This window comes from Pseudomonas sp. NPDC087029 (assembly GCF_044745345.1).
Taxonomy (GTDB): domain Bacteria; phylum Pseudomonadota; class Gammaproteobacteria; order Pseudomonadales; family Pseudomonadaceae; genus Aquipseudomonas; species Aquipseudomonas faucium.
Window position 1 is genome coordinate 70406 of sequence record NZ_JBIVAB010000012.1, and the last position, 14393, is coordinate 84798.

Annotated in this window: 11 protein-coding genes; 3 read left to right on the plus strand and 8 right to left on the minus strand. The window is 64.1% G+C overall.

Going from position 1 to position 14393, the window contains the following annotated elements; translation table 11 throughout:
* Window position 1: 1 nt before the first annotated feature.
* The 5 genes from ACIPG5_RS18750 to ACIPG5_RS18770 form a co-directional block, all read right to left on the minus strand.
* On the minus strand, window positions 2-523 hold the full coding sequence (locus ACIPG5_RS18750) for a serine O-acetyltransferase (RefSeq protein ID WP_176510852.1): 522 nt from the start codon (window positions 521-523) through the stop codon (window positions 2-4).
* Window positions 524-532: 9 nt separating this feature from the next.
* Window positions 533-1489: a glycosyltransferase family 2 protein gene (locus ACIPG5_RS18755; protein ID WP_236236285.1), complete on the minus strand. Its 957-nt coding sequence runs from the start codon at window positions 1487-1489 to the stop codon at window positions 533-535.
* Entirely contained in the window at window positions 1482-2099 is a 618-nt protein-coding gene (locus ACIPG5_RS18760; protein ID WP_176510854.1) for an acyltransferase, read from the minus strand. The genes ACIPG5_RS18755 and ACIPG5_RS18760 overlap by 8 nt, the downstream gene beginning before the upstream one ends.
* A 144-nt stretch (window positions 2100-2243) precedes the next feature.
* On the minus strand, window positions 2244-3707 hold the full coding sequence (locus tag ACIPG5_RS18765) for an FAD-dependent oxidoreductase (protein ID WP_401377020.1): 1464 nt from the start codon (window positions 3705-3707) through the stop codon (window positions 2244-2246).
* A 302-nt stretch (window positions 3708-4009) separates the two neighbouring features.
* Complete coding sequence (locus ACIPG5_RS18770; RefSeq protein WP_401377023.1) at window positions 4010-5386, minus strand: oligosaccharide flippase family protein; 1377 nt, start codon at window positions 5384-5386, stop codon at window positions 4010-4012.
* Window positions 5387-5481: 95 nt separating this feature from the next.
* On the opposite strand from ACIPG5_RS18770, the gene ACIPG5_RS18775 reads away from it, so the two are divergent.
* The 3 genes from ACIPG5_RS18775 (at window position 5482) to galE (ending at window position 10652) form a co-directional block, all read left to right on the plus strand.
* Window positions 5482-7017, plus strand: a complete 1536-nt coding sequence (locus ACIPG5_RS18775) for an O-antigen ligase family protein (protein WP_401377026.1) — start codon at window positions 5482-5484, stop codon at window positions 7015-7017.
* Window positions 7014-9611: a glycosyl hydrolase family 5 gene (locus ACIPG5_RS18780; protein ID WP_401377029.1), complete on the plus strand. Its 2598-nt coding sequence runs from the start codon at window positions 7014-7016 to the stop codon at window positions 9609-9611. Before ACIPG5_RS18775 ends, ACIPG5_RS18780 begins: the two co-directional genes overlap by 4 nt.
* Window positions 9612-9677: 66 nt before the next feature.
* Window positions 9678-10652 (plus strand): UDP-glucose 4-epimerase GalE, encoded by a 975-nt coding sequence (galE, locus tag ACIPG5_RS18785; RefSeq protein WP_401377032.1) that lies wholly within the window; start codon window positions 9678-9680, stop codon window positions 10650-10652.
* Between the two features lie 196 nt (window positions 10653-10848).
* Here the strand turns inward: galE and ACIPG5_RS18790 are convergent, their stop codons facing one another.
* From ACIPG5_RS18790 to ACIPG5_RS18800, 3 genes are read right to left on the minus strand one after another with little or no spacing between them, the layout of a single operon-like run.
* Entirely contained in the window at window positions 10849-11655 is an 807-nt protein-coding gene (locus ACIPG5_RS18790; protein ID WP_176516189.1) for a CpsD/CapB family tyrosine-protein kinase, read from the minus strand.
* Window positions 11656-11666: 11 nt separating this feature from the next.
* Entirely contained in the window at window positions 11667-13235 is a 1569-nt protein-coding gene (locus ACIPG5_RS18795) for a Wzz/FepE/Etk N-terminal domain-containing protein (RefSeq protein ID WP_286914626.1), read from the minus strand.
* A gap of 22 nt (window positions 13236-13257) precedes the next feature.
* Window positions 13258-14328 (minus strand): hypothetical protein, encoded by a 1071-nt coding sequence (locus ACIPG5_RS18800; RefSeq protein ID WP_176516191.1) that lies wholly within the window; start codon window positions 14326-14328, stop codon window positions 13258-13260.
* Between the last annotated feature and the right edge of the window lie 65 nt (window positions 14329-14393).

Genomic DNA, 14393 nt, shown 5'->3' on the forward strand with positions numbered 1-14393 from the left:
CTCATGTGTACTGCACTGCCTCGTGCTTGCGCGCCTTGACCGTGGCCGGCACCCCCACCGCCAGCGAGTTGTCCGGCACATCGATCAGCACCACCGCATTGGAGCCGATCACCACGTTGTCGCCGATGCGGATATTGCCCAGCAGCTTGGCCCCGGCGCCGATATCGACGTTGTTGCCGATCACAGGCGCAGTCGGCTCGCTGACATTCTTCAGCCCCACCACCACGCCGTTGCGGATCCTGCAGTCGTCGCCAAAGCGCGCGTAGCCGCTGATGACGATGCCGCCGAAATGGTCGATGACGAAGTTGCGGCCCACCTCTACCTCGCACGGCAACTCCACCCCGGTGATGATCTGCACGAACTTGAACAACACCTTGTAGATGAACGACAGCAGCTTGCGCAGCAGTGCCGGGCGCACCCCGTAGCGCCAGCGGCCGAAGCGGTACACCAGCATCACCCAGAAGCCCTGGGCGCCCCAGTCGCCCTTGTATGCCCGCAAGTCCGCGCGGATGTTGTCGAACATGGCCCCCTCCTAGCGTGTTGGCTGTGTGGCGTAGCGAGTCTTGAACAGCAACGACCAGGTGGCGCGGGTGTGCAGCCAGCAGGCCCGGATGGCCGGCCAGCCGCGCCCTTTGAGCAGCGCCTTGAGGGCCAGCAGCAAATCGCCCAGGCTGACCAGGCACATGTGCAGGGCAAGCCCTGCCGCGCCGTGATGCTTGCGAAAGTACAAAAGCTCGCTTTCGATCTGGTAGGCCGAGATCTGCCGGCTGGCGGCCTCCAGCTCAGCCACCGACTTGGAGCTTTCGCCGCCGATGTGCACCACCGTGGTATGCGGGTAGAACACCACCTTCCAGCCGGCCTCCTTGACCCGCTTGCAGTGGTCGACTTCCTCGTAGTAGAGGAAATAGCGCGGGTCGAACAGCCCCACCTTGTCCAGCACCTCGCGGCGCACCAGGTAGAAGCACCCCGGCAGCCAGTCGCATTCGCGCACCGAGCCATGGTCCCAGCTCATCTCGTCGACCATCTTCAGCCCAGGGAACAAGCGCCCCAGGCCTGTGCGCGAAACGAACACGTTCAAGGGGGTGGGGAAATAGCGGCAGCACGGCTGCAGGTCACCCTCGCGGCCTTCCAGGCGCACGCCCAGCACGCCGCAATCGGGGTGCTCGTCCATGTAGGCGATGGTCTTTTCCAGCGAGTCGCTGGCAACGAAGGCATCGGTATTGAGCAGCAGCGCGTACTTGCCCTGCAGGTGGGCCAGCAGCTGGTTGTTGGCGCGGCCGAAACCGACGTTCTTCTGGTTGCTCAGCAGCAGCGCCTCGGGGCAGACCTGGGCCATGCGCGCCAACGAATCGTCGGCCGAGGCGTTGTCCACCACCAGGTAACTGGCCAGGCGCTCGCTGCCCGCCTCGCGCAGCGCGTCGAACATCGGCTGCAGCAAGGAGGCCGTGTTGAAGTTGACCACCATCACATCGACGGGCTTGCTATCCATTGTTGCCGTCCCCAAAGAAGTACTGCCGCCTCACTGCCGCCAAGGTCGGTTCCAGCGCGGGGTCGAAGGCGCCCTTGCGCTGCTTGACGAGGTCTATCCAGGGATACGAATTGCACCGCTCCTCCACCCGTTCGATCAACGCTGCAGTGGTGCAGATGACCTTGGCCGGGTTGCCGCCCACCACCATGCCCGGTGGCACGTCCTTGGTGACCACGGCACCGGCGGCAACCACCGAGTCGGGCCCGATGGTCACGCGCGGCATGATGATGGCGCCGTGGCCGACGAAACAGTTGTCTCGTATATCAATGTAGCCCACCGAATCGAGCTGCTTGCCGTAGCACACCTCGATCAGTGCCACCACGCCGTCATGCCCGATCAGGGTGCAGTCCGACAGGCCCACGTTGCTGCCGATGCGCACCAGGGTCGGGTCGGTGACGCAACAGCCGCAGTTGATGTGCACGTTGTTGCCGATCGAGTGGAACTTGCCCCACCGCGCCAGGTAGGTTCCCCATTGCAACGGTGTGGGATTGCACAGTTTCCTGTACAGCGAGCCTCCCCGCCCGGTTGAGTTGGCGTAATGTTTCACGGCGCTCCGTAGCCATCCGAACATGCTGTCTGCCTCGTTAGTAAACCCTTCCTGGACTGCCTCTGAGGCGAACCGGTCTCGTTCTTCTTGGTGCTGACCGCATCGCACTCAACCCTTGTCAACCGCGCTGTAACCGTTGCTTGTCGCCTTGGCACACTCCTTTGCGGCTCAAACCGCCTTGTTGCTGGTTTTCAGTTTGTCGTCCAGGTGCTCGGCCAGGCGCACGGCGAACTGCAGCAGCGGCATGGTCGGGTTGGAGGCGCCGCTGGTGGCGAAGATGCTGCTGCCGGCCACATAGAGGTTGTGGGTGCCGAACACCTTGCAGTCGCTGTCGACCACGCCGAACTCGGGCGACGCCGCCATGCGCGTGGTGCCCATGTGGTGGGCATGCGGCTGCAGCTTCAGGGCAAGGCTGGTGTCGTAGACGAAATCGTTCAACTTGACGAAGCCAAGGCCGGTGTCGGCGAACTGCTTGGCCAGCTCGCTGCCGATGCACTTGATGGTGTGCCGGTCATGCTCGCTCAGCGCCCAGTTGACGTTGACCTTGCCCATCCCCAGGGCGTCCTTTTCATCCAGCAGCGAGAGGTGGCTCTGCACATTGGGGAACTGCTCGATCATGGTGCTGATGACCCCGTCGCCGGGGCAGCTGAAGTTGGCGATGAAGGCGATCTTGCTGGCCACGCCCATGTCACAGGCCAGGTTCTCCAGGAAGTGCTTGACCTCGGCGGTCCTGCCGTAGGTCCTGACCTCTTCCAGCACGGCGGTGGTGACATTGCCCTTGCCAGCGTGGTACTCGGCGACGAAGGCATCGGTGGTGTAGTACTGGTGCTGGCTGCCGTCCTGCCCGTTGCTGAGGATGAAAGTGCCCATGTCGATGTTCAGGTGCTCCATGAAGCAGCGCCCCGCCAGGCCGTCGGGGCTCACCACGCCGGCGGCCTGCAGCGACTGGCTGTTGAGCAGTTGGCGGGCGTTCTCGATGGCGCCGGTGGCGAGGATGAACTTCTTCGCCACCAGGCGCTGGCGATTGCGCTCGTAGTCCGACACCTGTATCGAGGCCAGGCGGCCGCTGGCCTTGTCGAATTCCAGGTCGACGCAGTTGCAGTTGATGAACACGTCCAGCCCAGGGGTGTCGTTGAGCGCGGCCGCGTACTTCTGCGCAAAGCGTGTGGGCGGGCTGAGCAAAAAGCGGTCGGCGTCGAAGTCGTCACCCTTCAGCGCCACATTGAGTGGCTGGAAGGCCTTGCCCTGGGGCAGGTCGACGATGTCCATGGCGGCGGGCAGGTAGCGCTCGATTTCCGCATAGGGGATCGGCCAGCCCGGCAGGTCGCCCGGTGGCTGCACGGCAAAGTCGGACGCGGTGAACGGCCGGCAACGCCCTGCCCAGTGGTTGGAGGTGCCGCCAAGAAAGCGCAGGCGGGTTTCCTCGGCGTACAGCTCCAGCCCCGAGGAGGTGCATTTGTACAACTCCTGCGAACGGGGCGCGTACTCGTGGCCGCCGCCCTCGAGCAGCACCACCCGCCAGCCGGCCTGCGCCAGGCGCAGGGCCAGGGTGATGCCGGCAGGGCCGGCGCCGATGATGCACACGTCATAATGATCACGCAGGGTCTTCTGCGTCTGGTAGTCGTTGATCATGTTCAGTCGTTCCGCAAGTACTGGGACGGCAACACCCAACCGTTGATAACGACGAACCCGTTCGGCTCGGCGGGTTTGCCTGCAGCAGCGCGCGCCAGGCCGGGCGCAACGCCCAGGACTGCGCCCCCCACCCCCAGCAACACGCAATTGCGTAGAAAGCCCCTACGATCGAGCAGCGCAGTGCAGTACTTAAGCTTCCCCATGATCCCCAGACCACCCGTGCCATTTTTTTAAGAATCCTAGTCACTTATCCGCGATGCGCTACCCTGCCCATCGCTCGGGCACCGCTGTTGTCGTATCGGTCAGAACCAGTTGAAGATGCGTACCGCCAGCTCGCCACAGAGTGCCCCGACCAGCACCATTGGCAGCACGATGAGTTCACGTTTGATGTTGAGAATGTCCAGCTTGCGGTTGACGTAGACGATCAGCACCAGCGTCGGCAAAGCGTGCAGCGCCACCCCCCAGATCGCCAGGCGCGGCCCGCCGATGGCCAGCAGCAGCGGCAACAGCAGCCACAGCGAAACCAGGCGGATGATGTTGTCCATGGCCTGGTACTTGGTGTGGCCCAGGGCGATCCAGATCTGGTGGGTCAAGGTGTAGCGCAGGGTGAAGAACGACAGCGACAGGATCGCCAGCATCGGCCCGGCGTCGGCATATCGTGCGTCGTACATCCAGCCGATCAGCAGCGGGCTGCCGGTCAGGAACAGGCCGCAGACGAACAGCATGACCAGATCGACCAGCAGCTTGAATCGGTCGTACAGGGCGCGCAGGCGCGCCTTGTCGCCATCGCGGGTGGCCTCGCTGAACGCCGGCAGGGCGACCGCGCCGAACAGCTTCATCAGGCCGGTCTGGATCGAGCCGAGGATCAGCACGGCAATCGAGTACACACCCAGTTCCGCCACGGTCATGCTGGCGCCGAACCAGATGCGGTCACCGTACATCGCCAGCACGCCGACGATCGACGACAGCAGGATCCAGCGCCCGAAGCTGACCAGCTCGGCCAGCGCGGTGCGGTCCCACTGCAGGCGGTTGGCCGGCCCGTGCATCGCGGTATGGCCCAGCACCGTGCCGGCCAGGGCAGCCACCACGCCGGCCGCCACCAGCGACCAGATCGAGCGGGTGAACCAGCCGATCACCAGCATCACCACCAGGCCGATGGTCTGCGAGGCCAGGTCGATCAGCACCACGCGCTTTTGCTGGAAGGTGCGCACGGCAACATCCATCTTGGTCGACTGGAAGCCCCAGATGATCGCCTGCAGGCCAGTCACCGCCAGCACCAGGGGCAGCTCCGGCGCCGCGTAGGTAGAAGCCGGCGGCCACAGGTTGGCCATTTGCGCGGCCCAGGCGGCCACGGCCAGCAGCAGGGTCAGGCCGAACAGCAGCAGGCCGCGCAGAATCTGCACGGTCCAGGCGGTATTGAGAAACAGCGGGTCGTCGCCGCGCGGGCTCTGGATGATGTTCTGGCGCAAGCCAACATCCGACAGAAGGTGCAGCAGTACCGAAACCGTGGTGGCGATGACCATCACCCCGAACATTTCCGGTAACAGCAGGCGTGCCATGATCAGGTTGCCGCCCAGGCGCATGACCTGCGAGGCCACCAGCGACACCAGGTTCCATGCCCCGGCGCCCAGCGCACGCTTACGCAGGCTCCCAGCTGCTGACGCTTCAATCGACGGCATGACTTCAATCTCTGACTGAATGGCTAGAAGTCACTATAGTTTCAATTAGCCATGACGCTAGCCGTCGTCCACCGACTGATAGGTGCCTGTAGCCCATGCCCGAACAATTTCGTGCGCTGATCGTCATTCTGTTCGTCGCCAGCGTGGTGTTCTTCCTGGCCCGCAGGCCCGCCAACGACCTGATTCCCGACCGCGACTACAAGCGCCGGCGCAACCTGTGGCTGCTGATCACCCTGCTGGCGTTCTTCTCGTTCAGCTTCTGGGTGTACACCGCGGCGGCGGTGATCACCCTGCTGGTGGCCAGGCGCCGCGAACACAACGCCATGGCGCTGTTCTTCATGCTGGTGTTCGCCATTCCACCGGCCTCGGTGGATATCCCGGGGTTCGGGGTGATCAACTATCTGATCGAGCTCAACCACATCCGCATCCTCACCGTCTGCGTGCTGCTGCCCACGGCCCTGGCCCTGGGCCGCCAGGCCGACACGGTGCGCTTCGGCCGCACCCTGCCGGACAAGCTGCTGGCCGCAAGCCTGGTGCTGATGACCTTGCTGTACCTGCGCGAAACCACCATCACCGATACCTTGCGACAGGCGGTGTCGCTGTATATCGATGTGTTCCTGCCCTACTACGTCGCCAGCCGTGGGCTGAAGACCGTGCAGGACTTCAAGGACGCCCTGCTCGCCTTCGTCATCGCCGCCTTTCTCCTGGCGATCATCGCGGTGGCCGAGTTCGCCCGCCACTGGCTGCTGTACAACGGCCTGATCAGCGCCATGGGCGTGCAGTGGAGCATGTCCAGCTACCTCAGCCGCGGCGGCTCGCTGCGCGCCAGCGCCACCACCGGCCAGGCGATTGCCCTGGCCTATGTGATCAGCGTGGCCATCGGCATGTACCTGTTCGTGCAGAGCTACGTGCAAAACCGCCTGCAACGCTACATGGGCGCCCTGCTGCTGGCTGCAGGGCTGGTGGTGCCGTTGTCGCGCGGGCCGTGGATTGGCGCCGGGGTGATCATCGGGGTGTTCATCGCCACCGGCAAAGGCGCGGTCAAGCGCCTGACCCTGCTGGCCTGCGCCGGCCTGCTGGCGTTGCCGATGCTGACCCTGCTGCCCGGTGGCGAGAAGGTGCTCGACCTGCTGCCATTCGTCGGCAACCTGGAAAAAGAGAACATTACCTACCGCCAGCGCCTGCTCGACAACTCCTGGATCACCATCCAGCGCAACCCGCTGTTCGGCTCTTTCGATTTTCGCAACACCCCGGAAATGCAGTCGATGATCCAGGGCGAGGGCATCATCGACATCGTCAACAGCTACATCAGCATGGCGCTGCGCTTCGGCCTGGTCGGGCTGGCGCTGTTCGTGGCGTTCTTCGCCAGCGTGCTGCTGGCGATCTACAAGGCGCTGCGGGCATTCCCCGACAAGGAAGACGAACACCGACGATTGGGCCGCTCATTGCTGGCAACCCTGCTGGGGATCCTGGTGATCATCTTCACCGTCAGCAGCATCACCGTGATCCCGGTGGTGTACTGGTCGGTAGGCGGTTTGGGCGTGGCCTACGTGCAGATGGTGCGCAGGCTCAGAAGCAGTGAAACCAACGCGCTGGAAACCTCCCAGCCGACGAACCAGGTACTTTCATGACAAGGATTGGTCTGCGCCCTGGGCTCAGGGCATCGTGGCTCGTCGCGCTGCTGGCAGTGCCAGCCTTGGCCTGGTCTTCATCCGAGTGGACCGTCAGCGTCGACGAACAGAACGGCCTGCCCAGCGTGAGCCGCGGCGGCGGCCCGGCGATGCAGGCGCGCTTCGATTTCTGGGGCGGCGACTGGAGCTGGACCGGCTTCGGTACCGCGTTCAAGGTCAACGCGCCCTACCGCTACACGCTCAACGGCAAGAACCCGCAGCTGGATTTCGAGCTGGCGGCAGCAATTACCCAGCCACAGCCGCAGACCCTGAGCTGGGCCTTCGACCTCGATGCCCACAGCCTCAAGCGCGGCGTGATGGGCGGCGGCATGGTGTTTCGCTTCGACCCGGCGCTGTTCAGCCAGCAGATGGGCGAGCCGCAGCTGTTGCCGGGCAATCGTGGCTGGTCATGGGGCAGTGCGACGCGGCGCATCGAACTGCGCTTCGAGCCGGCGCTGGCCAAGGTGTATTTCGAGCGCGGCGATACCTCCGAAATCCGCGCGTTTTTCTACACCGACCCGATCGAACCTGGCCGCCAGCAGATCAAGGCCACGCTCAACCTCACCGGCGATATCGAGCTCGCCCCCACCCCCACCGAACGCTTCGGCCTGGCCGACCCCACGCGCTGGCCAGACGACCAGCTCGGCTGGCGCACCTCGCCGGTCGACCTGTCGTTCCTCAACGCCGCAGAAAAACCCGCCGGCAAGCGCGGCTTCGTCAAGGCCGCCGGCGAGCAGCTGCAGTTCGCCGACAACACCCCGGCGCGCTTCTGGGGTACCAACCTGTCGGCCTATGCGCTGTTCAACACGCCGGACGATGAGATCAAGCAACAGGCAAAGCGCCTGTCTGCGCTGGGCTTCAACCTGGTGCGGCTGCACCACCATGACTCGCCCTGGGTCAGCCCGAACGTCTTCGGCGAGGTCAAAACACTGCGCGACACCCAGCAGTTGAGCCCCGCCTCGCTGAAGAAGCTCGATTGGTGGATCAAGTGCCTGAAGGATGAAGGCATCTATGTGTGGCTCGACCTGCACGTGGAGCGCATCGTCACCGTCAATGACAACATCTATGCCTTCGACGAACTGGCCAAGGGCGAGCAGTACGCCGGCATCAAGGGCTACGCCTACGTCAACGTGACCCTGCAACAGGCCATGAAGCGCTTCGCCGAGCAGTACCTGGGCCACGTCAACAGCTTCACCGGCCTTGCCTACAAGGACGACCCGGCCGTGGCGGCCGTGCTGATCACCAACGAAAACGACGTGACCCAGCACTTTGGCAACGCCCTGCTGCCGGACAAGGGCGTGCCCAAGCACAACCGCCTGTTCATGGACCAGGCCAAGGCCTTCGCCGCCCGCGCCAACCTGCCCGCCGACAAGACCTGGCGCGCCTGGGAGCCGGGGCCTGGCAAGCTGTTTCTCAACGAGCTGGAGCACCGCTTCAATGTCGACATGATCGACCACCTGCGCACCCTGGGGGTGAAGGTGCCGATCGTCACCACCAGCACCTGGGGTGGCAACGGCCTGGCCGCGCTGCCGGCGCTCACCGCCGGCAATGTGATCGATGCCCACGCCTACGGCGGCATTGGCCAGTTGCAGAAGAACCCGCTGACCAGCGACGGCATGATCAACTGGCTCGGCGCCGCCCAGGTGCTGGGCCTGCCGATGACCGTCACCGAGTGGAACGCCGAACCCTTCCCCCTGCCCGACCGCCATTCGCTGCCGCTGTATGTGGCCGGCACCGCCAGCCACCAGGGTTGGGACGCGATCATGCAGTACGCCTACAGCCAGCAGGCGTTTCTTGAAGGCTGGCGCCGGGCCGACAACTGGAACGCCTACAACGACCCGGCGATGATCGCCACCCTCCCCGCCGCCGCCTTGCTCTACCGCCGCGAGGACGTGCGCCAGGCCAGCACCCGCTACGTGTTCGCACCCAGCGCCGAAACCCTGTTCAACCGGGCCATCACCCCGGCCAATTCGGTGCTGCTGCGCACCGCCATGGAAAAAGGCCGGCTGCAGATCGCCCTGCCGCAAACGCCTGAACTGCCCTGGCTGCAGCCGGGCGTCGTGCCCAGCGATGCACAGGTGTTGAAAGACCCGGACCAGTCGCTGCTCGATGCCAACGCCAGCGAGTCGACCAGCGACACCGGCGAGCTCAGGCGCAACTGGCAGCAAGGCCTGTACACCATCGACACGCCGCTGACCCAGGCCGCCACCGGCTGGCTGGGCGGCCAGGCGCTGCGCCTGGGCGACATCGCGGTCGATCTCAAGACCGCCTACGCCAGCGTGGTGGTGCAAAGCCTGGACGCCAAGCCGCTGAAGCAGTCGCGCAGCCTGTTGATTTCGCTCGGCAGCCGCGCCGTGCCACGGCCCGACGACATGACGCCGTTCCATGTCGAGCCGCTCGAAGGCAGCTTGACCATCCAGGCACCCCAGGGCCTGAAGCTGTACGCGCGCAAGGCCGATGGCAGCGAGCAGGCGATGGCCTCGACCTACCAGGATGGGCGCTACCGGATCACCTTCGACGGCCAGCAGATGGCCAACTGGCTGTTCCTGAAATAGCCATCTAGAGTCAGTTCAGACCTGTATTCCAGGCATTCGACGCTGCGTCTGTTCCAGGAGGATTGGATGAAGTACTTGGTTGTCGGCGGTGCAGGTTATATCGGTTCGCACATGGTCAAGCACCTGTTGCGCGATGGCCATGAGGTGGTGGTTGCAGACACCGTGGCCACGGCGCCCGACATCGAGTGGGTCGAGCTGGACATCGCCGACGCAGGCGCCCTCGACCGGCTGTTCGGCGACTATCACTTCGATGCGGTGTTCCACTTCGCCTCCTTCATCCAGGTGGGCGAGTCGGTCAGCGACCCTGGCAAGTACTACCAGAACAACGTGGCGGCCACGCTGACCCTGCTGGAGGCGATGGTACGGGCCGACATCAGGCACCTGATCTTCTCCTCCAGCGCCGCCGTGTATGGCGACCCGCACTATGTCCCCATCGACGAGCAGCACCCCAAGGCGCCGATCAACCCCTATGGGCGCAGCAAATGGATGGTCGAGCAGATTCTCCAGGACTTCGACCGCGCCTATGGGTTGAAGTCGGTGAGCTTGCGCTACTTCAACGCAGCAGGCGCCGACCCCGAGGGGGCGCTGGGTGAGTGCCATGAGCCGGAAACCCACCTGATCCCGCTGATCCTGCAGGCGGCCTCCGGGCGGCGCGAGGCCGTTACCGTGTTCGGCCGTGACTACGACACGCCGGATGGCACCTGCATCCGCGACTACGTGCACGTCGCCGACCTGGCGTCGGCCCATGCGCTGGCGGTGGCGTACCTGCTCAAGGGCGGCGAAAGCGCGTCATTCAACCTGGGCAACGGGCTGGGCTTTTCGGTGCAGGAAGTGATCGAAGCTGCACGAGCTATCACGGGGCGGCCAATCCGGGTGATTGAAGCATCGCGTCGCGAAGGTGACCCGGCAGCGCTGGTGGCCGATGCACAGCGAGCGAAAAGCGTGCTGGGTTGGCAGCCACAGTTTGCGAGGCTGGATGAAATTGTCGGCCATGCCTGGAGTTGGGAGCGCAAGTTCCCTTGGTGCCCAGGTTCCTTGTAGTGATTTCGAGATCGAGCGCCGCCCGCGCGGCGCATCGCGGATAAATCCGCTCCTACAGGCCAATGCGTTTTCTCGGCGGGCGCCAAGGTGGACAACCATGGCCTGACAGACCGTGGCACGTTGCAACAAATGTAGGAGCGGATTTATCCGCGATGCGCCGCGCGGGCGGCGCTCGATCTCAAAAACACCGCGAAACTCAGTAGTACGTGCGCGGCTGCTCATCGGCCTTGTTCAACACCGCCCCCACCAGGTTCGCGTTGGCCAGGTGGTACAGGCAGTCCTCGATGTCCTTCTTGCTGTTCATCCCGTTGGCCACCACCAGCAGCACGCAATCGAACTTGGGCAGCACGGTGATCGCATCGTCCGAGCTGAGCAGCGGCGGCAGGTCGAAGATGCAGATGCGCGAATCGTAGCGGTCGCGCAGTTCGCCGATCAGGTTGTCGACCTTGGGCGAGGACAGCATCTCGGTGGACATCGGGATCGGCTCGCGGGTCGGCAGTACCACGAAGCGCGGCAGCGTCGGGTTGACCAGCGCCTCTTCCAGCCACGCCTTGCCACTGAGCACCTCGTTGAGCGCCTTGTCCATCGGCAGGCCCAGGCTGCTGCCCACCCGTGGCCGACGCAGGTCGAAGTCCACCAGCAAGGCGGTCTTGGTGGTGTGGTGGGCGATGCTCATGGCCAGGTTCACCGCCAGCACGGTCTTGCCGGCCTCCGGGGTGGGCGAGGTGATCGCCAGGGTGCGCCAGCCGTTCTCGTCCATCGCCTTGAGCACTTGCGTGCGCAACAGGTCGATGGCGCCGCTCATGTTCGAGTTCTTGTTGTACGAGATGATGCGGTTACGTTCCAGGTGTTCCGCGCGCAGCGGTACCACCTTGGTCTGCACGTAGTCGAAATCGCCCAGGGGTTCGGGCTTTTCCGCCAACAGCGGGGCCTTTGGGGTTTCCACGGGGGTGGGTGAGATCTGGTGCAGGTTCTTTCCAATAGCCGGCGTAATTCTGTCCATCGCTGCATTCCCTATTCAAACCGAGCCATAGCTTTAAACAGCAGGACGTCCAACGGCATGTAGAACACATGGACGACTACCATCAGCATAGCCAGCAACACCACGCCGGCGACGATCAGCAGCATCAGCCATTTTCGCCGCCGGGCCTTGTCGGCCTGGGTCGCGATATAGGGCACCGCCACCAGCACGCGCTTGCCCAGCACGCTTTCCAGCGCACCCACGCCACGCACCCGCTGGTTGAGCATCTCCAGCAACATCACCAGCCCACCGCCCACGGCCGGTGCCAGCACCAGGCCCAGGGCGACGATTTTCTTGCGGTTGGGTTTGACCGGTTTTTCCGGCATCAGCGGCGGCTCGAGCAGCACGAAGCGCTCGGCTTTGTTTTCCTGCTCCAGGCTTTCGGTGATCTTCGCGCCCATTTCCTTGTTGCGGATTTCTTCGTACTTCTTGCGGGCGTTGTCGTGGTCGCGCATCAGCGTGATCAGGCCGCGCTCCACTTGCGGGGCTTCGAGGATATCCGCCTCGTAGCCTTCCATCTTGCTGGTGAGCTGGCGCTTCTGCTCGGCCAGCGAGGCGATGCGCGACTGCGCCGCCGCCATCTTGGTGCGCACCCGGGCGGCGTCCAGGTTCATCGTCGCCGCTGCCGCCGCGCCCTTTTCACCGGAGGCCTGGAGCACATCGATCTTGCGCTTGATCGCCTGCACGTCCGGGTGCGCCGGGGTGTAGCGGGTCAGCAGGCGGGCATACTCGGCCTTCAGGCTTGCCAGGTCTTGCGGTTGGTCGGCGGCCGTCGAGCGGCCATTGGCAGCCTGGGTAGGCACCCCGGCATTGGCAGCCGACAGCTCCAGCTCCAGGTAGCGCAGCTCTTCCTGGGCCGACTTGTAGTCACGGTCGACCTCGCGGAATTCCAGCTCCGAGCGCGACAGCATGCTCATGCGCAGTTGCTGGTTTTCCGGCAAGGCATTGGCATGGGCCTGCTTGAAGTCGGCCAGCTGGTTTTCCAGGTCGGCCAGTTCGGCGCCCAGCTTGTTGGCTTCCTGGGAGAGGAATTCGGTGGTTTCGGTGGCGCGTTCGGTGCGCTGCTTGATGTTTTCGTTGAGGAACAGGTTCACCAGTTCGTCCGCCACTTCCTTGGCGACTTCCGGGCGCTTGTCCTCGTACGACACGGTGAACGCCACGGTCGCCTCGCCTCGCCCCTTGATGAAGGTGCTGAGCGTGGCCACCACGATGTCGTTGCGCATCTGCTCGATCTTGTCGGTTTCGCTGAACTGCCGTCCCTTGTCGGCGAACAGGCCGTACTTGTCGATGATGCGCAGCAGGTTTTCCCGGGTCATCACGCGCTGGCGAATGACCTCGATGCGCTCATCGGCAAAGGTGGTGTTGCCGGCCGAGACCAGGTCGGGCGATATCTGCTGCGATTCGACCAGGATGGTGCCGGTGGCCTGGTAGATGGGTGGCACACTGAGGGCGACGCCCACGGTCGCTGCCAGTACGACGACGATGCTCACCCCCAGCAGCAAGGCGCGGTCCTTGATGATGGCGATGTAATCTTTGATCGACAGCTCGTACTCGGTCTTCATGTGTGGCCACCCGTGCGAAGAGTCAGATGTCGGGATATCGGTACGTCAGCGTCAGTCCCACGATGGTCGCTTCAGCATCTGGCAAGCCATCTTGCTGACGCTCCTTGTACATCAACGAAAAACGCATGTCCCAGGCCCGCGAGAATTCGTGGCTGGCCCAGGCGCTGTAGGTCTGCAAGGTGTTTGGCGTCTGCCCTTTGGCGTCCTGCCAGGACGCTTCCAGGCCCACCCGGTTTCTTTCGCTGACCAGGTAGCTCCAGCCGCCGCGCACCATGTCCAGCTCGGCGAAACCGCCCTCGGCACTGGCCACGGTGCTGCGCTCGGCGCTGAAACTGGCCTCGGCGCGCGAGCCGCGGTAGAACAGCGACATGCCGCCTTCGCCACGGCGCCCGCCACCGGAGCCGCTGGTTTCGTTGACGCCCACATGCATGGCGCCTTCCAGGCGTTCGGAGAACTGGTGCTTGATGCCGATGCTCGGCACGTAGCTGTTGGTGGCGATGGCGGTGGTGGTGTCCTGGGGCTCGTAGCGCCGCGCCTCGAACCCGGTGATCAGGTCGGTGCGCTCGCTCCAGGCGTAGGTCCAGGTCAGGTAGTTGGAGTACTCGTCGTAGCCGGTCAGCGTGGTGATGTCATACCGCGCATGGTTGTAGCGAAGCTCGTTGGCCAGGGTGCTGCGCTCGGTCACCGCGCTGCTCCAGTTGGCGGTCAGCGAGGACATCTTCTGCGTGCCGTCGGTGGTGACCACGCCGGTGTCGAGCACCGTGCCAGACAGTGTCGAGCTCTCGGTGTACTGCGCCAAGAGGCCGAAACCGCCGGTCTCGGTCTCGCGCTGCCAGCCCAGGCTCAGGTTGGGGTCTTCACGGTCGTCGACCACCGAACGGTCGGACGAGCGCAACAGGTTCATGCCCAGGCCCAGACGCAGTTGGTCGCGGTCGAACTGACCGATCAGGTTGTAGTCGGGTGCAATGATGGTACGCGTCACACCTTTCTCCTTGGACGTCAGGAGCAATGGGTTACTGTCGTACTCGACAGTCGTGGGTACCACAACTGAAGACTGCCAATTGGCGGCACTAACCACCCCCGCGAACGGCATCATCATGATTGCCGCCGCCATACGCTTTGGTCGAAAAATAGGCACTAGTAATTCTTAATTATTAG

Coding starts and splice junctions, on each gene's coding strand:
- ACIPG5_RS18765 (WP_401377020.1), bottom strand. CDS start 3,707: ATGATCAACGACTACCAGACGCAGAAGACCCTGCGTGATCATTATGAC.
- ACIPG5_RS18795 (WP_286914626.1), bottom strand. CDS start 13,235: ATGAAGACCGAGTACGAGCTGTCGATCAAAGATTACATCGCCATCATC.
- galE (WP_401377032.1), top strand. CDS start 9,678: ATGAAGTACTTGGTTGTCGGCGGTGCAGGTTATATCGGTTCGCACATG.
- ACIPG5_RS18800 (WP_176516191.1), bottom strand. CDS start 14,328: ATGCCGTTCGCGGGGGTGGTTAGTGCCGCCAATTGGCAGTCTTCAGTT.
- ACIPG5_RS18755 (WP_236236285.1), bottom strand. CDS start 1,489: ATGGATAGCAAGCCCGTCGATGTGATGGTGGTCAACTTCAACACGGCC.
- ACIPG5_RS18780 (WP_401377029.1), top strand. CDS start 7,014: ATGACAAGGATTGGTCTGCGCCCTGGGCTCAGGGCATCGTGGCTCGTC.
- ACIPG5_RS18760 (WP_176510854.1), bottom strand. CDS start 2,099: ATGTTCGGATGGCTACGGAGCGCCGTGAAACATTACGCCAACTCAACC.
- ACIPG5_RS18750 (WP_176510852.1), bottom strand. CDS start 523: ATGTTCGACAACATCCGCGCGGACTTGCGGGCATACAAGGGCGACTGG.
- ACIPG5_RS18790 (WP_176516189.1), bottom strand. CDS start 11,655: ATGGACAGAATTACGCCGGCTATTGGAAAGAACCTGCACCAGATCTCA.
- ACIPG5_RS18770 (WP_401377023.1), bottom strand. CDS start 5,386: ATGCCGTCGATTGAAGCGTCAGCAGCTGGGAGCCTGCGTAAGCGTGCG.
- ACIPG5_RS18775 (WP_401377026.1), top strand. CDS start 5,482: ATGCCCGAACAATTTCGTGCGCTGATCGTCATTCTGTTCGTCGCCAGC.